General features: G+C 71.3%; 19 protein-coding genes and 1 tRNA gene. 8 read left to right on the top strand and 12 right to left on the bottom strand.

Annotated elements, in window-relative coordinates; translation table 11 throughout:
• The first annotated feature begins 56 nt into the window (after nucleotides 1-56).
• The 3 genes from cysK (IM767_RS18530) (at nucleotide 57) to epsC (ending at nucleotide 2,623) form a co-directional block, all read left to right on the top strand.
• Nucleotides 57-995, top strand: coding sequence for a cysteine synthase A (gene cysK / locus IM767_RS18530; protein WP_109210047.1), 939 nt, complete (start codon nucleotides 57-59; stop codon nucleotides 993-995).
• 93 nt (nucleotides 996-1,088) lie between these two features.
• Entirely contained in the window at nucleotides 1,089-2,042 is a 954-nt protein-coding gene (gene cysK / locus IM767_RS18525) for a cysteine synthase A (protein WP_109210046.1), read from the top strand.
• Nucleotides 2,039-2,623 carry a serine O-acetyltransferase EpsC gene (epsC, locus tag IM767_RS18520; protein WP_109210045.1) on the top strand — a complete coding sequence of 195 codons (585 nt, stop codon included), beginning with the start codon at nucleotides 2,039-2,041 and terminating at the stop codon, nucleotides 2,621-2,623. The genes cysK (IM767_RS18525) and epsC overlap by 4 nt, the downstream gene beginning before the upstream one ends.
• Nucleotides 2,624-2,677: 54 nt before the next feature.
• Here the strand turns inward: epsC and IM767_RS18515 are convergent, their stop codons facing one another.
• From IM767_RS18515 to IM767_RS18465, 11 genes are all read right to left on the bottom strand, one after another.
• Complete coding sequence (locus tag IM767_RS18515) at nucleotides 2,678-5,470, bottom strand: helix-turn-helix transcriptional regulator (RefSeq protein ID WP_162564258.1); 2,793 nt, start codon at nucleotides 5,468-5,470, stop codon at nucleotides 2,678-2,680.
• Between the two features lie 73 nt (nucleotides 5,471-5,543).
• The gene (locus tag IM767_RS18510) at nucleotides 5,544-5,942 is read right to left on the bottom strand and encodes a phage holin family protein (RefSeq protein ID WP_109210043.1); all 399 of its coding nucleotides are present in this window, start codon (nucleotides 5,940-5,942) and stop codon (nucleotides 5,544-5,546) included.
• A 184-nt stretch (nucleotides 5,943-6,126) separates the two neighbouring features.
• On the bottom strand, nucleotides 6,127-7,206 hold the full coding sequence (gene prfA, locus IM767_RS18505; RefSeq protein WP_109210042.1) for a peptide chain release factor 1: 1,080 nt from the start codon (nucleotides 7,204-7,206) through the stop codon (nucleotides 6,127-6,129).
• Nucleotides 7,207-7,209: 3 nt separating this feature from the next.
• The gene (gene rho / locus IM767_RS18500; RefSeq protein WP_194398936.1) at nucleotides 7,210-9,393 is read right to left on the bottom strand and encodes a transcription termination factor Rho; all 2,184 of its coding nucleotides are present in this window, start codon (nucleotides 9,391-9,393) and stop codon (nucleotides 7,210-7,212) included.
• Between the two features lie 199 nt (nucleotides 9,394-9,592).
• On the bottom strand, nucleotides 9,593-10,540 hold the full coding sequence (gene thrB / locus IM767_RS18495) for a homoserine kinase (protein WP_109210041.1): 948 nt from the start codon (nucleotides 10,538-10,540) through the stop codon (nucleotides 9,593-9,595).
• The gene (gene thrC / locus IM767_RS18490) at nucleotides 10,537-11,625 is read right to left on the bottom strand and encodes a threonine synthase (RefSeq protein WP_109210040.1); all 1,089 of its coding nucleotides are present in this window, start codon (nucleotides 11,623-11,625) and stop codon (nucleotides 10,537-10,539) included. The genes thrB and thrC overlap by 4 nt, the downstream gene beginning before the upstream one ends.
• A 20-nt stretch (nucleotides 11,626-11,645) precedes the next feature.
• Nucleotides 11,646-12,962 (bottom strand): homoserine dehydrogenase, encoded by a 1,317-nt coding sequence (locus IM767_RS18485; RefSeq protein WP_109210039.1) that lies wholly within the window; start codon nucleotides 12,960-12,962, stop codon nucleotides 11,646-11,648.
• Nucleotides 12,959-14,407 (bottom strand): diaminopimelate decarboxylase, encoded by a 1,449-nt coding sequence (gene lysA / locus IM767_RS18480; protein ID WP_109210038.1) that lies wholly within the window; start codon nucleotides 14,405-14,407, stop codon nucleotides 12,959-12,961. The genes IM767_RS18485 and lysA overlap by 4 nt, the downstream gene beginning before the upstream one ends.
• A 148-nt stretch (nucleotides 14,408-14,555) precedes the next feature.
• Nucleotides 14,556-15,392: an LmeA family phospholipid-binding protein gene (locus tag IM767_RS18475; protein ID WP_109210037.1), complete on the bottom strand. Its 837-nt coding sequence runs from the start codon at nucleotides 15,390-15,392 to the stop codon at nucleotides 14,556-14,558.
• A 2-nt stretch (nucleotides 15,393-15,394) separates the two neighbouring features.
• Nucleotides 15,395-17,059: an arginine--tRNA ligase gene (gene argS, locus IM767_RS18470; protein ID WP_109210036.1), complete on the bottom strand. Its 1,665-nt coding sequence runs from the start codon at nucleotides 17,057-17,059 to the stop codon at nucleotides 15,395-15,397.
• 97 nt (nucleotides 17,060-17,156) lie between these two features.
• On the bottom strand, nucleotides 17,157-17,999 hold the full coding sequence (locus IM767_RS18465; RefSeq protein ID WP_109210035.1) for a transglutaminase-like domain-containing protein: 843 nt from the start codon (nucleotides 17,997-17,999) through the stop codon (nucleotides 17,157-17,159).
• A 161-nt stretch (nucleotides 18,000-18,160) separates the two neighbouring features.
• Here IM767_RS18465 and IM767_RS18460 point away from each other — a divergent pair, with 161 nt between their 5' ends.
• Both IM767_RS18460 and IM767_RS18455 read left to right on the top strand, forming a co-directional pair.
• The gene (locus IM767_RS18460; protein WP_239453261.1) at nucleotides 18,161-18,988 is read left to right on the top strand and encodes an SGNH/GDSL hydrolase family protein; all 828 of its coding nucleotides are present in this window, start codon (nucleotides 18,161-18,163) and stop codon (nucleotides 18,986-18,988) included.
• Between the two features lie 44 nt (nucleotides 18,989-19,032).
• Nucleotides 19,033-19,105 (top strand) — tRNA-Arg (locus IM767_RS18455).
• A gap of 52 nt (nucleotides 19,106-19,157) precedes the next feature.
• Here the strand turns inward: IM767_RS18455 and IM767_RS18450 are convergent.
• Complete coding sequence (locus tag IM767_RS18450) at nucleotides 19,158-19,376, bottom strand: hypothetical protein (protein ID WP_109210033.1); 219 nt, start codon at nucleotides 19,374-19,376, stop codon at nucleotides 19,158-19,160.
• A 217-nt stretch (nucleotides 19,377-19,593) separates the two neighbouring features.
• On the opposite strand from IM767_RS18450, the gene IM767_RS21070 reads away from it, so the two are divergent.
• The 3 genes from IM767_RS21070 to IM767_RS18440 all read left to right on the top strand — a co-directional run bounded on the left by IM767_RS21070 (nucleotide 19,594) and on the right by IM767_RS18440 (nucleotide 20,919).
• The gene (locus IM767_RS21070; RefSeq protein ID WP_275426017.1) at nucleotides 19,594-19,719 is read left to right on the top strand and encodes a hypothetical protein; all 126 of its coding nucleotides are present in this window, start codon (nucleotides 19,594-19,596) and stop codon (nucleotides 19,717-19,719) included.
• A 2-nt stretch (nucleotides 19,720-19,721) separates the two neighbouring features.
• Nucleotides 19,722-20,396 (top strand): DUF6766 family protein, encoded by a 675-nt coding sequence (locus IM767_RS18445; protein ID WP_109210095.1) that lies wholly within the window; start codon nucleotides 19,722-19,724, stop codon nucleotides 20,394-20,396.
• A gap of 184 nt (nucleotides 20,397-20,580) precedes the next feature.
• Nucleotides 20,581-20,919 (top strand): DUF7882 family protein, encoded by a 339-nt coding sequence (locus tag IM767_RS18440; RefSeq protein WP_109210032.1) that lies wholly within the window; start codon nucleotides 20,581-20,583, stop codon nucleotides 20,917-20,919.
• Nucleotides 20,920-20,931: the final 12 nt, after the last annotated feature.

The following is a 20,931-nucleotide window of genomic DNA, read 5'->3' as shown; positions in this document are numbered from 1 at the left end:
AAATCGTCCCCCTAGGCTGGTGCTCGATCAGCCGAGAACCCGCGAAAGGCCCCGACATGACCGGCATCCATCCCGACATCACGTCCGCATTCGGCAACACGCCGCTGGTGCGCCTGAACCGCGTCGCGGAGGGCGTCGGCGGCAACGTGCTCGCCAAGCTCGAGTTCTACAACCCGGCCTCCAGCGTCAAGGACCGCCTGGGCATCGCGATCATCGACGCCGCCGAGGCGTCGGGCGAGCTGAAGCCGGGCGGCACGATCGTCGAGGCCACCAGCGGCAACACCGGCATCGCACTGGCCATGGTCGGTGCCGCCCGCGGCTACCGGGTGATCCTGGCGATGCCGTCGTCGATGTCGATGGAGCGCCGCCTGCTTCTCAAGGCCTACGGTGCCGAGCTCGTCCTCTCCGACCCTGCAGGCGGCATGAAGGGCGCTCTCGCGAAGGCCGAGGAGATCCTCGCCGCGACTCCCGGCGCCATCCTCGCGCGCCAGTTCGAGAACCAGGCGAACGTCGAGATCCACCGCAAGACCACCGCGGAGGAGATCCTCCGCGACACCGACGGCCAGGTCGACTACTTCGTCGCCGGCATCGGCACCGGCGGCACCATCACCGGCGTGGGCCAGGTGCTCAAGGAGCGCGTGCCGAACGCGAAGGTCGTCGCCGTCGAGCCGGCCGACTCGCCGCTTCTCACCAAGGGCACGCCCGGGCCGCACAAGATCCAGGGCATCGGCCCCAACTTCGTTCCGCCGATCCTCGACCAGGGGGTCATCGACGAGGTCATCGACGTCGAGTTCCCCGACGCCATCTCGACCGCCCGCGCCGTCGGCACGCAGGACGGCATCCTCGTGGGCATCTCGTCCGGCGCCGCGATCTGGGCGGCGCTGCAGGTGGCCGCGCGCCCCGAGGCGGCCGGCAAGAACATCGTCGTGATCGTCCCGTCGTTCGGCGAGCGGTACCTGTCGACCGCGCTCTACGAGGATCTGCGCGAAGATTGAGTCGCAAGAGCGGCGCGCCGGTCACCCCGACCCGTTCGGGGAGCCGGCGCGTCGTCGTCTTCCCCCGCATCGCCTGACTCCAGGGAGCACCACGTGCCCGGCATCCATCCCGACATCACCACCGCCTTCGGCGAGACCCCTCTCGTGCGCCTCAACGCGCTCACCGAGGGTCTGGACGCCGAAGTGCTCGTCAAGCTCGAGTTCTACAACCCCGGCTCGTCGGTCAAGGACCGCCTGGGGTACGCGCTCGTCGAGGCGGCCGAAGAGGCGGGCGAGCTGGTTCCGGGCGGCACCATCGTGGAGTCCACGAGCGGCAACACCGGGATCGCCCTCGCGCTCATCGGCGCCGCGCGCGGCTACCGCGTGATCCTGACGATGCCCGCGTCGATGTCGAAGGAACGCCGCACGCTGCTGAAGGCGTACGGAGCCGAGCTGGTGCTCACCGACCCGTACAAGGGGATGACCGAGGCCGTCGACACGGCCAAGCGCATCGCCGCCGAGACACCTGGTGCGATCCTCGCCCGGCAGTTCGAGCACGAGGCGAACGCCGCCATCCACCGCAAGACCACCGCCGAGGAGATCTGGCGCGATACGGACGGACGCGTCGACGTCTTCGTGGCGGGTTCGGGCACCGGAGGCACGGTGACAGGTGTCGGCCAGGTGCTCAAGCAGCGCAACCCCGACGTGAAGATCGTGCTCGTCGAGCCCCAGGACTCCCCCGTCCTCACGGAGGGCCGGGCCGGCGGCCATCGCATCCAGGGCATCGGCCCGAACTTCGTGCCCGACGTGCTGGACCGCTCCGTCGTGGACGAGATCTTCGACGTCGAGTTCGACGACGCGATCGAGGTGGCCCGGGCCCTCGCCACCCGGGAGGGCATCCTCGCCGGCATGTCGGCCGGCGCCGCGGTCTCGGCCGCGCTCGAGATCGCCGCGCGTGGGGAGTCGGCCGGCAAGCGCATCGTCGTGATCGTGCCCGACTCCGGCGAGCGCTACCTGTCCACCGCGCTGTACGCGCATCTGAGCGACCCGGAGGGGCAGACCAAATGACCGACGAACGCATCGGATTCTTCGCGCGCGTCCGCGAGGACGTCGCAGCGGCGAAGCTGCGCGACCCCGCCGCTCGCGGCGGGTTCGAGATCGCCGTGCTCTACCCCGGGCTGCACGCGATCTGGGCGCACCGCGTCTGGCACGCGCTGTGGACGCGTGACCAGCGCTTCATCGCGCGCGCCGGCTCGCAGGTCACGAGGTGGCTCACCGGCATCGAGATCCACCCCGGCGCGACCATCGGCCGACGGTTCTTCATCGATCACGGCATGGGCGTCGTGATCGGCGAGACCGCGGAGGTCGGCGACGACGTCATGCTCTACCACGGGGTGACCCTCGGCGGTCGCCAGCGCGAGGGCGGCAAGCGCCACCCCACCGTCGAGGACGGCGTCGCGGTGGGCGCCGGCGCGAAGATCCTCGGCCCGATCACGATCGGCGCCGGCACCGTCGTCGGGGCCAACGCCGTGGTGACGAAGGACGCGCCCGCCGACAGCGTGCTCGTCGGCGTGCCCGCCAAGCCTCGGGCGCGCCGCACCGGCGACGACACGCGCGCCCTGCTCACGACGCCCGAGTACCACATCTGACGCGTCACCCGACATCGGGAGCACGGGCGCGTCCGGCCGGGCGCGTCGCGCGCGTCAGGCGGCGCTGCGCCGGTAGATCGCGGCCGCCGCGGTGCGGGACGGCGCGTCGAGCTTGCGCAGGATCGCCGACACGTGCACCGAGACGGTCTTGACGCTGATGTACAGGCGCTCGGCGATCTGCCCGTTGCTGAGCCCTTCGGCCACCAGCGCGAGCACCTGCTCTTCACGGGCGGTCAGCGCCGATCGCGGCGCATCACCGGCGAGGCCGGCATCCGTCATCACGTTCCGTGCGCGCTCTGCCAGCCCGTCCGCTCCCAGCTCGTCGGCGTATGCAGCCGCGGCCGCCAGCGCGTCGCGCGCAGCGGACCGGTCGCCGTCAGCCAGCAGCGCCTCGCCGTGCCGCACCCGCGCGTACGCGCGGATGTAAGCGGGCCCGATCGCATCGGTCGCCTCCGACCACGGCCCCTCACCCAGCTCGGCCGCGAAGACCGCAGCCCACAGCGGCGTCACCGGCCAGTCCGCGTAGGTGCGCAGGACCTCGCGGTACGCAGAGACATCCTCGTCATCGCCCCGCTCGCGCAGCACCGCGACCGCGCGGGCGGCGACCGCGGTCAGAGGCAGCGCGAGCACACCGCCGGCGGTGGAATCCCAGGCCAGCCGGGTGTGCGAGAGCGCTTCGCGCGCGTCGCCGCGGGCGACCGCGAGCTCCGCGAGGTCGTAGGCCATGCCGAACCGCGTCTGGTACTCGTAGGCGCCGAAGCGGTCGAGCTCGAGCCGGGCAGCCTCCAGTGCGCTCTCGGCGCCCTCGATGCGGCCCCGCCAGATCGCCAGGCACACCAGCCGCTCGCGCAGGAACGCGGAGTACAGGCCGGGTTCGACCATGGGGAGGAGCCCGCCGAGCTGCTCGGCCTCGCGAAGTCGGCCGGCGTAGATGTGCGCCTCGATGACGTTGGCCTCGATCATGACGAGGGGCCCGATGTCGGCCACGTGCGCGCGCCCGTACGCCATGCCCTCCCGCGCCACCGACACCGCGTCGTCGTAGCGACCCACCTGCATCAGCGTGTTGGAGTAGTTGATGTAGTAGCGCATCATCGCCCGGACGAAGCCGGCGGCGTGCGCGCGAGCCACGTCGAACAGCTCGACGCCGCCGAGGTCTCCGATGCTGGCACGGCAGGTCGCCGCGATGAGGAGGGCCTGCGCGACGATCTCGGCCGCGTCGCGGTCACCGGCGGCGGCTGCCGCCTCCGCGGTGGCGCGCGCCTGCGCGGCCACCTCGGTGCCCCGCAGCTGGCGCCCGTTGAGCATGTGCACCCGCGCCGAGCTGAGCAGCAGCAGCGCACGCTGGACGTCATGGCGTTCTTCTTCGCCGAGGATCCGCAGCGCCTCGGCGATGCTCTCCTCGCCGTCGGACACGCCGGCCTGGAACTGGATGGTGGCGAGGTCGCCGAACATCGCCGCACGCCCGACGACGTCCTCCTCCGGCCACAGCGCCACGGCCTCCTGCGCGAACGCCAGGGCGCGGTCGTTCCGGTTCGCGGCCGCGAGCGCGGCGGATGTGCGTCGCAGCATCTCGACGCGCGACATCCCGCTCACCGTTTCCGGCTGCGGCACCGCGTCCCACAGCTCCAGCGCCCGCTCCCCCGCCTCGGCGGCCGTCGACCACGCCGACGCGATGTTCGCCGCGCGCTGCGCGGCCACCGCCGCCGACAGGGCGCGGTCGGGCACGTGCGCGGCTCGCCAGTGGTGGGCGATGTCGGCGAGCACCCGTGCGGTGGGCGCGGCGTCCTCGAGCGCGACGGCGTAAGCGGTGTGCAGGCGGGTGCGCTCGGTCGGCAGCAGCTCGGCATAGACCGCCTCCTGCATGAGGGCGTGCCGGAACGCGTACGCCTCGTCGCGGATCACGACGACCTGGGCGTCGACGGCTCCGCGCACGGCTGTCTCGAGCTGCGACTCGTCGCCTTCGAAGACGGCGCGCAGCACCGGATGCGGCACCTCGACCCCGCCCGTCGCCAGGACGCGGGCGAATCGGCGGGCTTCGGCATCCAATCGCTCGTACCGCAGCAGGAGCACATCGCGCAGCGAGACCGGGAGCCGCTGGCCGGAGAAGCTCGCGAGCTCTTCCACGTAGAACGGAATGCCGTCGCTGCGGGCGGCGATGTCGTTCAGCACGCCGGCGGCCAGGGTGTCGCCGTGCACGGCCGTGGCGAGCGCGGCGACCTCCGCTGGGCTGAGCCGTGCCAACGGCCGGTGAGCGAGAAGCCGCGCGCGGTCGAGTTCGGCGAGCACAGGGCGCAGCGGATGCCTGCGGCCGAGGTCGTCGGTGCGATACGACAGCAGCACGAACAGCGGCACCGCCGCGGCTCGGCGCACCAGGCGCGATGCGATCTCAGCGGTGGTGCCGTCGGCCCAGTGGAGGTCCTCGATGATGACGACCAGCCGGTGGGAACGCGCGAGGTGCGAGAACAGCTCGACGACGACGTCCGCGAGACGGGCGGCGTCGCCGGGGGCATCCGCGAGGACCGGCACGAGCACGCCGAGGGCGTCCGCGCCCGGGCCTGCCGCCTCCCGCACGGCCGCGACGCCGAGCGCGTCCACCAGGTCGCGCAGGAGGTCGGTCACGGCGGTGAGCGGAGCCGGCCCCGACCCGGAGTCGACACACGAGCCGCGCACGATGACGACGTCGTCGTCGAGTCCTTCCGCGAAGTCGCGCAGCAGGCGCGTCTTGCCCATTCCGGCGTCGCCCGACACCACCACGGCGCGCCCTTCCGCACCGACGGCGTCGACCTCGGCGCGCAGCGCATCGAGGTCCGCCTGGCGGCCGACGAGGGGCACCCGGCCGATCTGCATACCGCCCATCATCCCACCAGCCTCGCGGGTGAGGTGGCCCGCGGAGATCGGGAGGAATCCCTATCTCCGGATGTCAGGCCCGGCGGTCCTGTGCCTTGTTCTTGATGAACAGCGGCGGCAGCAGCCAGGTGGCCAGCGCTGTGACGAGCCAGACGATCAGCGTGCCGATGATCCACGCCACCGCACCGTCGATCCCGATGCCGGCGGCGGGGATCAGCACCGCGATGAGCAGGGCGACGAAGGTCGACAGCAGCCCGATCCCGCCGATGAGCGCGTTCGCGTGCCGGCGGGTGATCTTCAGGAGCCACGGCGCGAGTATGCTCTGCAGCACCGCGAAGATCACGACCGCGAGCACGATCCCCCACCAGTCGTTCCAGTGCAGGTAGAAGCCCGGGAGGATCAGGTCGGCCGCGACGAGGCCGAGCGCCGCCGACACCAGGAAGATGAGGGCGCGGATCAGGAACGTCAGCACGCTGGAAGCCTAGCGGTGAGGCATCCGTCCCCTGCCGCGCGCCACGGCCGCGGAGACCGAGGATTTCCGCCGGAACCGGGGACGGCGTCCTCGGTCTCGGCGGGACTCCCCGGTCTCGGCGGCGGGGTCAGGCGTGCCCGGCGGGGTCACGCGTCGGCGGCGGGGTCAGGCGTGCCCGGCGGGGTCAGGCGTCGCCGGCGAGGGCGGCGAGCCGCGCCTCTTCGTCGGCCTGGATCGCGGACTCGATGATCGGCTCGAGGGCGCCGTCCATGACCTGGTCGAGGTTGTACGCCTTGTAGCCGGTGCGGTGGTCGGCGATGCGGTTCTCGGGGAAGTTGTACGTGCGGATGCGCTCGGAACGGTCCATGCCGCGGATCTGCGACCTGCGGGCATCGGATGCCGCGGCCTCGAGCTCCTCCTGCTGCTTGGCGAGGAGGCGTGCCCGGAGCACGCGCATGCCGGCCTCGCGGTTCTGCAGCTGGGACTTCTCGTTCTGCATCGACACGACGATGCCCGTGGGCACGTGCGTGATGCGCACGGCCGAGTCCGTGGTGTTCACGGACTGGCCGCCCGGGCCCGACGAGCGGAAGACGTCGATCTTCAGGTCGTTCGGGTCGATGTGGATCTCTTCGGGCTCGTCGACCTCGGGGAACACCAGCACACCCGTCGTGGACGTGTGGATGCGCCCCTGCGACTCGGTCGCCGGCACGCGCTGCACGCGGTGCACGCCGCCCTCGTACTTGAGATGCGCCCACACGCCCTGCGCGGGGTCGGAGCTCGAGCCCTTGATCGCGACCTGGACGTCCTTGTAGCCGCCGAGGTCGGACTCGTTGCGCTCCAGGAGCTCGGTCTTCCAGCCCTTGGAGGCGGCGTACTGCAGGTACATGCGCAGCAGGTCGGCCGCGAACAGCGCCGACTCGGCACCGCCTTCGCCCTGCTTGATCTCCATGATCACGTCACGGGCGTCGTCGGGGTCGCGCGGGATCAGCAGGCGTCGCAGCCGCTCCTGCGCCGCGGCCAGCCCGGCTTCCAGAGCCGGCACCTCCTCGGCGAACGCCTCGTCCTCGCGGGCGAGCTCGCGGGCGGCATCCAGATCATCGGATGCCGCCACCCAGTCCTCGTGGGCCTTCACGATGCGCGACAGCTCGGCGTAGCGCCGGTTGACCCTCTTGGCGCGCGCCGCATCGGCGTGCACCGCGGGGTCGGAGAGCTCCTCCTGGACCGCGCGGTGCTCGTCGATCAGCCCCTGAACGGACTCGAACACGGCTCAGCGGATGCTGTTGTCGTGCTCGTGGCTGCGGCCACCGCCGTGCCCGTTCGCGGGCGCCGGGATCGACTTCTGCATCTGCACCAGGAACTCGACGTTCGACTGCGTCTCCTTGAGCTTGCCGAGCACGACCTCGAGGGCCTGCTGGGGCTCGAGACCGGCCAGCGCGCGGCGGAGCTTCCAGGTGATCTTGACCTCGTCGGGCGACAGCAGCATCTCTTCGCGGCGCGTGGACGAGGCGTTGACGTCGACCGCCGGGAAGATGCGCTTGTCGGCGAGCTGGCGGTTCAGGCGCAGCTCGCTGTTGCCGGTGCCCTTGAACTCCTCGAAGATGACGTCGTCCATCTTGGAGCCGGTCTCGACGAGGGCGGTGGCGAGGATCGTGAGCGATCCGCCGTTCTCGATGTTGCGCGCCGCGCCGAAGAAGCGCTTGGGCGGGTACAGCGCCGACGCGTCCACGCCACCGGTGAGCACGCGACCAGAGGTCGGCGCCGAGATGTTGTAGGCGCGGCCGAGGCGCGTGATCGAGTCGAGGAGCACGACGACGTCGCGGCCGAGCTCCACGAGGCGCTTCGCACGCTCGATGGCGAGCTCGGCGACCGTCGTGTGGTCTTCGGCGGGACGGTCGAAGGTCGAGGCGATGACCTCGCCCTTCACCGTGCGCTGCATGTCGGTGACTTCTTCGGGGCGCTCATCGACGAGCACGACCATGAGGTGCACCTCGGGGTTGTTGATCGCGATCGCGTTGGCGATCTGCTGCAGCACGATCGTCTTGCCCGCCTTCGGGGGCGCGACGATGAGGCCGCGCTGACCCTTGCCGATGGGCGCGACGAGGTCGATGATGCGCTGGGTCAGCTTCTCGGGAGCCGTCTCCAGGCGCAGGCGCTCCTGCGGGTAGAGCGGCGTCAGCTTGCCGAACTCGACCCGGGTCGCGGCGTCGTCGACCGACAGGCCGTTGACCGCGTCGACCTTGACCAGCGCGTTGTACTTCTGGCGGCTGGACTGCTCACCCTCGCGCGGCTGCTTGATAGCGCCCACGACGGCGTCGCCCTTGCGCAGGTTGTACTTCTTCACCTGGCCGAGCGAGACGTAGACGTCGCTCGGGCCGGGGAGGTAGCCGGTCGTGCGCACGAAGGCGTAGTTGTCGAGCACGTCGAGGATGCCCGCGATCGGGATGAGGACGTCGTCCTCGCCGATCTCGGTCTCGAACTCGTCGCCGCCCGCGGCCTGCGTGCCACGGCGCTTGTTGCGCTGACGGCCGCGGCCATTGCCCTGAGCGGGCTGCTCGTCGTCGGCGGCGTCGGCCTTCGCGGGCTCTGCGGCGGTCTGCGGGGTGTTCTGGTTCTTGTCGCCCTGGGCGTTCTGGTTCTTGTCGCCCTGCGCGCTCTGGCCGGACTGCGCGTTGCGGTTGCGGTTGCGGCTGCGGCTGCGGCTCCGGCTGCGCGAGGGCGCCTCGGCACCCTCGCCCTCGGCGGCCTGCTCGCCACCCTCGGTGGTCTCAGCGGGCGCCTCGGCGTCGGTGGGCGCTTCGGCGGGGACGGATGCCGCATCCTCGGCCTTCTCGGCGCCCTCGGCCTGAGCGGCCTCGGCGGGCGCCTCGGCCGGGATCTCGGCAGGCGCTTCGGCAGCCGGCTCGGCCGGCGGGACGTCGGTGCTCTTGGCCCGGCGCGGCGCGCGCTTGCGGGGCGCCTTCGCCGGTGCGGCCGGAGCCTCGGCGGGCGCCTCCGCGGCGACCTCGGCGACGACCTCTTCTGCGACGACCTCGGCGACGACGGCCTCGGCCACCGCCTCCTGGGCGACGGCTTCCGCGATGACCGCCTCGGCCACGGCCTCCTCGGCCACGGCGTCTGCGACGATCGCCTCGGCGACGGCCTCCTCGGCCACCGCTTCGGCCGCCTCGGCGGCGGCCGGGTCGCCGGCCTCCTCGGCGGCTTCGGCCTCGACCACCGCTTCTTCGGCGACGGCCTCGGCGACGACCGCCTCGATGACGGCCTCCTCGGCGACGGCGTCTGCGGCGGCCGCCTCGGCCACCGCCTCTTCGGCGACTTCCTCGGCCTCGACGGCCTCGATCACGACTTCGTCGGCCACGGCCTCGGCGGCGGTGTCGACGGTCTCGGCGCCCTCGGGCGCTTCCGCGCGCTCGTCGGCCGGAACGTCGGCGTGGATCTCGGAGATGGACTCCACGAGTTCTCCCTTGTGAAATACGAACGGTTGTGCACGATCGCACGGCGCTGCCGGTGGCATCTGCCTTTTCGATCAGTTGTCACGCCTGTCGAATCACCCGCCGACGGGGTGAGGGACCGCGAGGTGCTCAGCGGACGTCGGCAGGTCAGAATGCCGTGCGGTGGTTTCGCAGATTTGCGACGGAGGCCAGATTCACGTCTTACGTGGAACCCTCCGCGTACTCCCTCACTGTACCACCCTTGAAGTCGACGGCGAGCATGAGGGCCTCCCACGGAGTGTCGGTCGACGACGACGCCAGCGCCGACGCCTCGAGGCGTCGGCCGGGCCCGTCGGCGAGCACCAGGACGCTGGGCCCCGCGCCCGAGACGACCGCCGCGAACCCCGCCGCGCGCAGTGCGCGCACGAGGGCGTCGGTGTCGGGCATGGCGCTCGCGCGATAGTTCTGGTGCAGCTTGTCTTCGGTCGCCGCCTGCAGCAGCTCGGGGCTCTGCGTGAGGGCTGCGATCAGCAGCGCCGAGCGCGACACGTTGAAGACGGCGTCCTCGCGGGGCACGTGCAGGGGCTGGAGGCTGCGGGCGAGCTTGGTCGACATCGTGAATGCCGGCACCAGCACGAGCGGCGACACACCCCGGTGCACGAGGAGCTTCTTGTGCTGCGGGCCGTCCTCGTCGACCCACGCGATGGTCAGGCCGCCGAAGAGAGCCGGCGCGACGTTGTCGGGGTGGCCTTCCAGCTCGGTCGCCAGGCGCAGCAGGGCATCCGGTCCGAGCTCGACGTCGCCCTCGAGCAGGCCCTTCGCGGCGAGCAGGCCCGACACGACCGCGGCGCCGGAGGAGCCGAGGCCGCGTCCGTGCGGGATGACGTTCTTGGCGTGGAGCCGGAGTCCCGGCATCCGTCGTCCCACCGATTCATACGCGTACGCGATCGCCCGCACCACGAGGTGCGAGGCGTCCCGCGGGACGTCCGCAGAGCCCGCGCCCTCGACCTCGATCTCGAGCTCGCCCTCCGGCAGCGCCGTGACGTCGAGCTCGTCGTACACGCTCAGCGCGAGGCCGAGCGTGTCGAAGCCGGGGCCGAGATTCGCGCTCGTCGCCGGAACCCGCACCACGACGCGGCGGCCGGGTGCCGGCGCGACGGCTGCGTTCACGCGGTCGCCGCCGCGGGGGCGAGGTCGAGAACGGATGCCACCTCCGACGTGGTCGCGTCGACCACCGTGGGCTCGACCTCCGAGCCGTCGGCGTTGCGCAGCGCCCAGTACGGGTCCTTGAGCCCGTGACCGGTGACCGTGAGCACGACGCGCGCGCCCTGCGGCACGACGCCGGACTCGACGCGGTCGAGCAGGCCCGCGACGCTGATCGCCGATGCCGGCTCGACGAAGATGCCGACCTCGCCGGCCAGCAGCTTCTGGGCGGCGAGGATCCGGGCGTCGTCGATCGCGCCGAAGTAGCCGTCGGTCGCCGCGCGCGCATCGAGGGCGAGCTCCCACGAGGCGGGGTTGCCGATGCGGATCGCGCTGGCGACGGTGTCGGGGTTCTTCACGACCTCGCCGCGCACGAGAGGCGCCGAGCCCTCGGCCTGGAAGCCGAACATGCGCGGCACGCGGGTCGACACGCCCGCCTCGGCCTCTTCGCGGTAGCCGCGGGTGTAGGCGGTGTAGTTGCCCGCGTTGCCCACCGGGATGAAGTGGAAGTCGGGTGCGTCGCCCAGCTGCTCGACGATCTCGTAGGCTGCGGTCTTCTGCCCGTCGATGCGGTCGGGGTTGACCGAGTTCACCAGGTGCACCGGGTAGTTGTCGGCCAGCTCGCGCGCGATCTCGAGGCAGTCGTCGAAGTTTCCGCGGATCTGGATGAGACGGCCGTTGTGGGCGACGGCCTGGCTGAGCTTGCCCATCGCGATCTTGCCCTCGGGGACGAGCACCGCGGCCGTGATGCCGGCGTGCGCCGCGTAGGCGGCCGCCGACGCGGAGGTGTTGCCCGTCGAGGCGCAGATGACCGCCTTCGCGCCGTGCTCGATGGCCCGCGAGACCGCGACTGTCATGCCGCGGTCCTTGAACGAGCCGGTCGGGTTCATGCCCTCGAACTTCACCCACACATCGGTGCCGGTGCGGCGCGAGAGCGCCGGCGCCGGAAGCAGCGGCGTGCCGCCCTCCCCCAGCGTGACGACGGTGGAGGCGTCGGTGACGCCCAGTCGGTCTGCGTACTCGCGGAGGACTCCGCGCCAAACATGTGCCATGTCAGTCTCCTTCGAAACCCTCAGTTGCCTTCGACCCGCAGCACGGAGACGACCCGCTCCACGACACCGCTGGCCGCGAGGCGCTCCACCGTGTCGCTGAGGTCCTGCTCCAGTGCCTTGTGGGTGCCGATCACCAGGCGCGCCACGCCGCTCTCGCCGTCGGCGGACTCCACGACGGTCTGCTCGACCGTGGCGATCGAGACGCGCCCCTCGCTCAGGATGCCCGCGACCGTCGCCAGCACGCCGGGCTGGTCGTCGACCTCGAGCGTGATCTGGTAGCGCGTCGTGACGCGGCCGACCGGGACGATCTGCAGGTTCGCCAGCGTCGACTCGCCGACGCCGACGCCGCCCGCGATGTGACGGCGCGCCGCCGACACGACGTCGCCCAGCACGGCGGATGCGGTCTGGACACCGCCGGCACCCGCGCCGTAGAACATCAGGTTGCCGGCAGCCTCGGCCTGCACGAACACGGCGTTGTTGGCGCCGTGCACGCTCGCCAGTGGGTGCGCGCGATCGATCAGCGCCGGGTAGACCCGCACCGAGATGGACTCCGTGCCGCCCTCTTCGGTCAGGCGCTCGCACACGGCCAGCAGCTTGATCACGTAGCCGGCGTGGCGCGCGGCATCCATCATCGGTTTGTCGATCGCGGTGATGCCCTCGCGGTGCACGGCATCCAGCGGAACGGTCGTGTGGAAGGCGAGGCTCGCGAGGATCGCCGCCTTCTGCGCGGCGTCGTAGCCCTCGACGTCGGCGGTCGGGTCGGCCTCGGCGTAGCCCAGGCGCTGCGCATCGGCCAGCACGTCGGCGAATTCGGCGCCCTCGGTGTCCATCCGGTCGAGGATGTAGTTCGTCGTGCCGTTGACGATGCCCATGATCCGCTGCACGCGGTCGCCGGCCAGAGAGTCGCGCAGCGGCCGGATGATCGGGATCGCGCCGGCGGCCGCGGCCTCGTAGTACACCTCGGCGCCCACCTGGTCGGCGGCGTCGAAGATCTCGGGACCGTGGGTCGCCAGGAGCGCCTTGTTGGCCGTGACGACGTCGGCACCGGAGTTGATCGCCTGCAGCAGGTACGCGCGCGCCGGCTCGATGCCGCCCATGAGCTCGATGACGATGTCGGACCCCACGATCAGCGAGTCCGCGTCGGTCGTGAAGAGCTCCTTGGGGAGGTCGACGTCGCGCTTGGCGTCGACGTCGCGGACCGCGATCCCGACCAGCTCCAGCCGCGCCCCCGCCCGGTCGGCGAGCTCGTCGGCGTGCTGTCGCAGCAGCGAGGCGACCTGCGAGCCCACGGCTCCGGCTCCCAGCAGTGCGACGCGGAGGCGGCGGTAGTCGGTCATGCGTTCCCTTCCGTCGGTGTCGCGGCGAGCTCGCGCCCGTCGCCCACGGTGCTGACGCCGGCGTCGCGGGCGAGCAGATCGTCGATCGTCTCGCCGCGCACGATGACGCGGGCCTCTCCCCCGCGCAGCGCCACGACCGGCGGGCGAGGGACGTAGTTGTAGTTGCTGGCGAGCGAGAAGCAGTAGGCGCCCGTCGCGGGCACGGCCAGCAGGTCGCCCGGCGAGACGTCGCCCGGCAGGTACTCGGCGTCCACGACGACGTCGCCCGACTCGCAGTGCCTGCCCACCACGCGCACGAGGGCGGGCGGCGCCTCGCTGGTGCGCGACGCGATGCGCGCAGAAAACTGCGCGCCGTACAGCGCCGGACGGGCGTTGTCGCTCATGCCGCCGTCGACGCTCACGTACAGCCGCGCGTCGCCGCTCTCGAGCTGTACGGGCTTCGTGGTGCCGACCTCGTACAGCGTGACGCCTGCGCGGCCGACGATGGCACGACCGGGCTCGAACGCGAGATTCGGAACCGGGATGCCGCGAACCTCGCACTGCCGCGCGACGGCCTCGGCGATGCCGAGGGCAAGGGCCTCGATCGGAGTCGGGTCGTCGACCGACGTGTAGGCGATGCCGAAGCCGCCGCCGAGGTTGAGCACCGGAAGCTCGCCGCCCTCGCGGAGCTCCGCGTGGAGCTCGACGATGCGAGCCGCCGACTCCTCGAACCCGGCGGTGCCGAAGATCTGCGAGCCGATGTGGCAGTGCAGGCCGACGAGCTCGAGTCCGGGGAGCTCGCGGATGCGGGCCGCGGCGGCGGCGGCATCCGTCAGCGTGAAGCCGAATTTCTGATCCTCGTGAGCCGTCGCCAGGAAGTCGTGGGTCTCGGCGTGCACCCCGCTGTTGACCCGCAGCAGCACCGCCTGCGTCGCACCGCGCCGCTCGACGATCGCCGCCAGGCGCTCGATCTCGATCAGGCTGTCGATGACGACCGACCCGATGCCCACGTCGACCGCGCGCTCGAGTTCGGCCGCGGACTTGTTGTTGCCGTGGAAGCCGAGCCGCGCCGGCTCAGCGCCCGCCGCGAGCGCCACGGCGAGCTCGCCGCCGGTGCACACGTCGACCGCCAGACCTTCCTCGGTGACCCAGCGCACCACCTCGGTGGTCAGCAGCGCCTTGCCGGCGTAGTAGACCCGGGCCTGCACGCCGTGCAGCGCGGCGGCCGCGCGAAAGGCGTCGAGCGTCCGCCGTGCGGTCTGACGCACCTCGTCCTCGTCGAGGACGTACAGGGGTGTGCCGAACCTCTCGCGCAGGGCGGTGACGGGGATGCCGCCGAGCTCGAGCACGCCGACGCCGTCGCGCGTGGCAGCCGTCGGCCAGACCGCCGGCGCGAGCCCGTTGGCGTCAGCGGGGCGTTCGAGCCACGCGGGAGCGACGGAACGGTGATGCGGGTCGGCGGACACGGTGGACCAATCGGTGGGAGCTTCGACGCGGGGCCGTCCGGGACTCCGGGGGCGGCTGTGCCGGGCCGGAGGGGTCACGCGCCTGGCAGTGCTAGAAGTCTAGGGCACACGACTCCGCGCCCCCGTGCCGTGTGACGCTCCGCGGCGCTCAGGCGCAGGTGCCGTTCTCCTGCAGGGCCGGATCGGTGGCGATTGCACCGTCGACGTCGAAGTCGGCCACGAGCACGTCGCCGTCCACGGCGACCCCGGTCAGGGTCACGCCGGAGGGCAGGTACTGGGCGACGCAGACATCCCAGTCGCGCAGCAGGCCGTCGGCGAGCCGGCCGAATCGGTCCTGCAACTCTTCAGCCGACACGTCGGCCCCGCCGAGCTGCACTGACGCCGGAGTCAGCACGAGGTCGCCGTCGGCCGCCGACGGCGTAAGCGCGGCACCGACAGGAATCGTGGCGCCGAACACGTTCAGGTCGACGGCGACCGTGACGTCGGGTGCCTCCAGACCGAGCTCCTCTGCCGGGAACCCCTCGACGTGCGACATCAGGTCACGCAGCTGCGCCTCGTCGAGGGTCATGGTGGCCTCGGCGCTGGCGATGTCGCCGCCACGGACGGGCACCCCGCGAGCGACGACGGTCATGTCTCCGGTCACGCGCGCATCAGACTCGCCGTCGCCGATCGCGGCGTCCTGCGACGACACGGTGAGTTCGTCCAACGTGCCGCCGATGAGCTGCGGGATCACGGCGCCGGCGATGCCGACGTCGATCGGCTGGTCGGCCGGCAGCGACAGCTGCGTGCGCACCTGGTCGCGGACGACGCCCGTCACGATCTGCCGCGCAAGCGCCTCGGCCGCGAACCACGCGACGACCGCGAGGATCGCCACGATCGCGAACGCCACGATCCACGGCCAGGCACGCCGGCGCCGACGCGGCACCGGTGCGGCCGCGAGCCCGTCGGGAAGCGGCTCGGTGGGCAGCGTGTCGCTGGCGCCCACGACTACATCCGCTCCGGGGCGCTCACGCCCAGCAGGTCCAGGCCGTTGCGGAGCACCTGACCGGTGGCGTCGTTGAGCCAGAGCCGGGTGCGGTGCACGGGCTCGACAGGCTCGTCGCCCAGCGGGATCACACGGCAGTTGTCGTACCAGCGGTGGTACAGTCCCGCGAGCTCCTCGAGGTAACGCGCGACGCGGTGAGGCTCGCGCACCTCTGCGGCGAAGGCCACGACCCTCGGGAACTCCTGGAGGGCGCCCAGCAGCGCCGACTCCGTCTCGTGCGTGAGCAGCTCGGGTGCGAACTCGGAGCGGTCCACTCCGGAAGCGTGCGCATTGCGTCCGACGTTGTGCGTGCGGGCGTGCGCGTACTGCACGTAGAAGACGGGGTTGTCGTTGGTGCGCTTCTGCAGCAGGTCGAGGTCGATGTCGAGGTTGGAGTCGGCTGAGCTGCGCGTGAGCGCGTACCGAGCGGCATCGACTCCGACGATCTCGACGAGGTCCTCCATCGTGACGATCGTGCCGGCGCGCTTGGACATGCGCACGGGCTGCCCGTCCTTCACGAGGTTCACGAGCTGTCCGATGAGGATCTGCAGGTTGACGTTCGGCTCGTCGCCGAAGGCGGCGCACATCGCCATCATGCGCTGCACGTAGCCGTGGTGATCGGCGCCCAGCATGATGATGCAGCGGTTGAAGCCGCGCTCGCGCTTGTCGAGGTAGTAGGCGAGGTCGCCGGAGAAGTAGGCGGGCACGCCGTTGGAGCGGATGATGACGCGATCGCGGTCGTCGCCGAACTCGGTGCTGCGCAGCCAGACCGCCCCGTCCTCCTCGAAGATGTGGCCGAGCTCGCGCAGGCGGTCCACGGCATGGCCGACCGCCCCCGACGTGTGGAGATCGTTCTCGTGGAAGTAGACGTCGAAGTCGACGCCGAAGTCGTGGAGGCTCTGCTTGATCTCGCCGAACATGAGTCCCACGCCCAGCTCGCGGAACGCCTCCTGCTTGGCCTCGGGGTCGAGCGCGTCGATGTCGCCCTCGTATGCGAGCTCCACGCGGCGGGCGATGTCGCCGATGTAGTCGCCGCCGTAGCCGTCCTCCGGGGTCGGGCGACCCTCATGCGCGGCGACGAGGCTCTTGGCGAACCGGTCGATCTGCGCGCCGTGGTCGTTGAAGTAGTACTCACGCGTGACGGCTGCCCCCTGCGAGGTCAGGATGCGCGCCAGCGAGTCGCCGACGGCCGCCCACCTCGTGCCGCCCAGGTGTACGGGCCCGGTGGGGTTGGCCGACACGAACTCGAGATTGATCACCTCGTCGGCGCGGCTGTCGTTCGTGCCGAACGACGCGCCGGCGTCGACGATGACCTTCGCGAGCGCTCCTGCTGCGGCGGCGTCCAGCCGGATGTTGATGAAGCCGGGGCCGGCGACCTCGACCTCCGCGATGCCGTCGACGTCGGCGAGCCCGGCGGCGATCTCGGCCGCGAACTCGCGGGGGTTGGCCCCGACCGCCTTCGCGAGCTTCATCGCCGCGTTGGACGCCCAGTCGCCGTGCTCGCGGTTCTTCGGCCGCTCGAGCGGCAGGTCGGTCGCGGTCAGCCCCTCGGCCGCGCCGGGTCGTCGGGCCTCCGCGAGCGGAGCGATGACGGCGAGAAGGGCGGCGGAGAGGGCTTCGGGATTCATAACCGGCCCAGTCTATTCGCCCGGTCCTGGGCGTTTCGCATCGACGCCTGTGGCCGCGACGCGTCCCCACGCGCACCTCGGCTGCGCGAGGCCCGGCTCAGGAGATCTGCACCAGTGCGCCGAAGTCGTCGGCGGCGGGATCGGATGCCGCGGGCAGCGTCTCGAGGCCGTCCAGCGTCGCCGCCTCCGGGACGACCCACGCGTCCACGCGCAGACGCTGGAGCCCCACGTAGCCGCCGTGGTAGCTGAGGAACGCGCAGTCGGCGGCATCGCGGCCCGTCGCGATGCGCACCAGCGAGTTGCGGTTGGCGAGGCGGGTCGCGTCGATCACGTACCAGGCGCCGTCGAGGTAGGCCTCGGCGACGGCATGGAAGTCCATGGGACGCAGGCCGGGCGCGAAGCAGGCCGCGTAGCGGGCCGGCATGTCCATCGCCCGCAGGAGGGCGATGACGACGTGCGCGTAGTCGCGGCACACCCCCTGACCGGTCATGAGCGTCGTCACGGCGCTGTCGGTCCCCTGGCTGAGGCCGGGCGTGTAGGTGGTGCTGGTGGAGACGAACTCCGAGACCGCCGCGATCAGGTCGTGGCCCGACAGCCCCTTGAACTGCCGGCGCGCCTGCTGGAACACTTCGTCGGACTGCGCGTACCGGCTCGGGCGCAGGTAGGTGATGGCCTCGAGGTCGCTCGTGCGGCTGGATGATGCCTGCCCGTCGACGGTCGCCTCGTACCGGATCTCGAGCCGGCCGGGCTCGCCCGTGAGGCGGTGCAGCCGGCTCCCGGACTGGTCGACGATCTCGGTCGGCGTGTAGACGCGATCGCCCTGAGTGAAGGTCAGCTGCTCATTCGAGATCGGCACCGCCTGAGCGGCCGCGATCTGGAAGATGAGGTCGACGGATGCCCCCAATTCGAGGTCCATCTCAGCGGTCACGACGCGTTGCACCGAAGTATCCTCGCATGCCGTCGGCACCGGTCCGTGCGGTCTTGCCCGGCGGCCGCCGTGAGTGTGCTGGAAGCGCCCTCGAAGCTCAGGATCGACCCCTGCTTTTCCCCAGATCGCACCCCGCGTGCGGAGGTCGGCGGGAGATGACTTACCCTCTTCTCATGCACGCGCCCGGCCGCACCCGCGCACAGCGGCTCTGGCTTCCCCTGCTGGCCGCCGCGCTGGCCGTCGCCGCGGTGTGCACGGTGGCGGTCCTCCGGCCCTGGGGAGCCCCGTCCGAGCCGGTGCGCCCGGTCGCTGCGGCGGAAGGCGAGGCGCAGGCCGCGGCATCCGTCCCTCCCGCTCCGCTGGCGCTCGAAGAGGGTGCGCGCGTGCTCGTCTTCGGCGACTCGTGGGTGTACGGCTCGGCGGCGAACGTGCCGACCCTCGGATTCGCGTACCTGCTGGCCGGCCAGCTGGGCGTCGAGACGATCGTGGACGGAGTCCGCGGCAGCGGCTACCTCAAGCCCGGCCTCGACGGACCGTCCTATGGCGAGCGGATCGCGGCGCTGGACCCGGCCCTCGCGCCGGACCTGATCCTCGTCGAGGGTTCGATCAACGACCGCAAGCTGTACCCGGCCGGATACCGGGAGGCGGTCACCGCCGCGTGGGATGCGCTCGCCTCCACCTATCCCGACGCCGACATCGTGATCCTGGGCCCGTCTCCGCAGGTGCTCCCCGTGCAGAGCGCGACGAGGGAGATCGACGCCGAGCTGAGCGCGCTGGCCGCCGCGCGCGGCTGGTGGTACATCTCCCCCATCGCCGAGGACTGGATCACGACGGCGAACTACCTCGACGTCATCGACACCGGCCCGGTCGGCCGTGACCACCCGTCGACCGCGGGCCATGCCTACCTCGCCGACAGGGTCGCGCGTGCCGTCGAGCGGCTCGAGGGGCAGCCGGCCATCGTCGCCGACGCCCCGCACGACGGCACCCCCGCCATCCCCTGACCTGGCGGGCGCACCCCGCCGAGGGTGGTAATCTCGATCGGCACGCCTCCGTAGCTCAGGGGATAGAGCGTTGGTTTCCGGTACCAAAGGTCGCAGGTTCGATTCCTGTCGGGGGCGCAACACGACAAGGCCGGCTCGCAAGAGCCGGCCTTGTCGCTTCGCCGATGCTTCAGAGCTCGTCGTCCGAGGGGACGAAGGTCAGGGCGATGGGCACGCCGGCGGTGACGAGAAGGCGGACGGGGGCACGTGGCCCGTGGCCGTCGAAGGCCGAGATCCATCCCGAGGTGCCGGTGGCCAGGACGGCGTCGATGTGGCTCTGCACGTCGTCGATGGTGCGGTCGACGATCGTGAATGTCTGACTCCCGTAGAGCACTTCGATGTGTGCCATTGCGGCTCCTCCGTCCGACTCCCGCCGGTCTCCCCGCCCCCTCGACGCTAACCCCGCGCCCGTCGCGGGGAAAGGGGGTGGGCGGATCGAAGGCATCCGCGGGTGGACCTGCCCTGGCCGTGACCGATCGACGTTCGTCTGTCAAGCACCTTTCCGCCGCGGCAGGTGGTGGCCAGCATGTCGTCGACCGAGCCGCACGGGACGAAGGGAGATCGAGATGGTGGATTTCACTCCGGAAGAGGAAGGCGCCCGCCGGGGCGAGGCGGTCGTGTTCTGGTCATGGATCGCGGTGCTCGCGGCGGGCCTGGCGTACATGATCGCGATCCCGTTGATGGGGCGATGACGATGCGCCCGCTTCGCGACAACGCCCTCAGCTTCCTGTTCGGCGCCCTGTTCGTGCTCGCCCTGGCCGGACAGTCCGTCGCCGGGTGGCTCGAGAACAACGAGCGACTCCAGCAGCACGGCCAGGCCGCCGAGAGCTTCCTCGCCTTCATCGGCTCGTCCGAGTTCGTCGTGGACGTCGCCGAGAACTGGCAGTCGGAGTTCCTGCAGTTCTTCCTGTTCATCGCGGCGACCATCTGGCTCGTCCAGCGGGGGTCCCCGGAGTCCAAGAAGCCCGGCGATGAAGGACCGGGCACGGATGAGGAGCAGCTGGTCGGAGAGCACGCCCGGGCGGATTCGCCCTCGTGGGCCCGTGCGCGCGGCATCCGGCAGACGATCTTCTCCAACTCGCTGCTGCTCGTGATGGGCGCCGTGTTCGTGCTCTCGTGGCTGGCGCAGTCGCTGGCCGGCACCGTGGTCATGAATTCCGAGAACGCCGAGCACGGGCAGCCCGCGATCACCTGGATCCAGTACGTCGGCACACCGGACTTCTGGAACCGGACGCTGCAAAACTGGCAGTCGGAGTTCCTCGCCGTCGGGGCGATGATCGCGCTGTCGATCTTCCTCCGCCAGCGCGGCTCGAGCGAGTCCAAGCCCGTCGGAGCACCGCACCACGAGTCGTCCGTGTCGAGCGAGTGACGAGCCACCTTCCGTCAGCGCAGGAGAGGGGGGATCCACGGACAGCAGGCCCGCTGAACCGGGTGTCAAGCCCTAGCCAGGCACCGTCCCTGGGAGGACCATGGACACGGAGCCTGATCGACGTCCGCCTCGTTGCGACCCCCAACCGCGCCGGACGCCGGCAGTCTTCGGACGGAGGCCCACCATGGGCAAGCTGATCTATGAAGGGGCTGTCAAGGTCGATTTCGACGACAGGACGCTCGCTCACCTGCAGTTGGTGATCGGCACGAAACTCAGGCGGGGAGAGCCGTTCCACTTCACGTGGCGCGACGATGCGAGCATCGGCGACGGACGCACGACGATCTGGGTGCATCCCCGATGCTCGCTGGTCTACAAGTTCTACGGCAGCCGCAAGCCGCAGCTGAATCCGGCATGGATCGACGCGCTGGCCCATACGGCGAACTCGCCGGCCGGACTGTATCTGGTGCCCGAACCCGCCATGCCGCACGTCGAGCACGAGGACGAGCACGACCTCGTCGGCTGAGAGGGCTGACCG

This window comes from Microbacterium ureisolvens (assembly GCF_015278315.1).
Lineage (GTDB): Bacteria > Actinomycetota > Actinomycetes > Actinomycetales > Microbacteriaceae > Microbacterium > Microbacterium ureisolvens.
The sequence above is the reverse complement of the archived record's forward strand: the minus strand, read 5'-3'. Positions and strand labels throughout refer to the sequence as shown.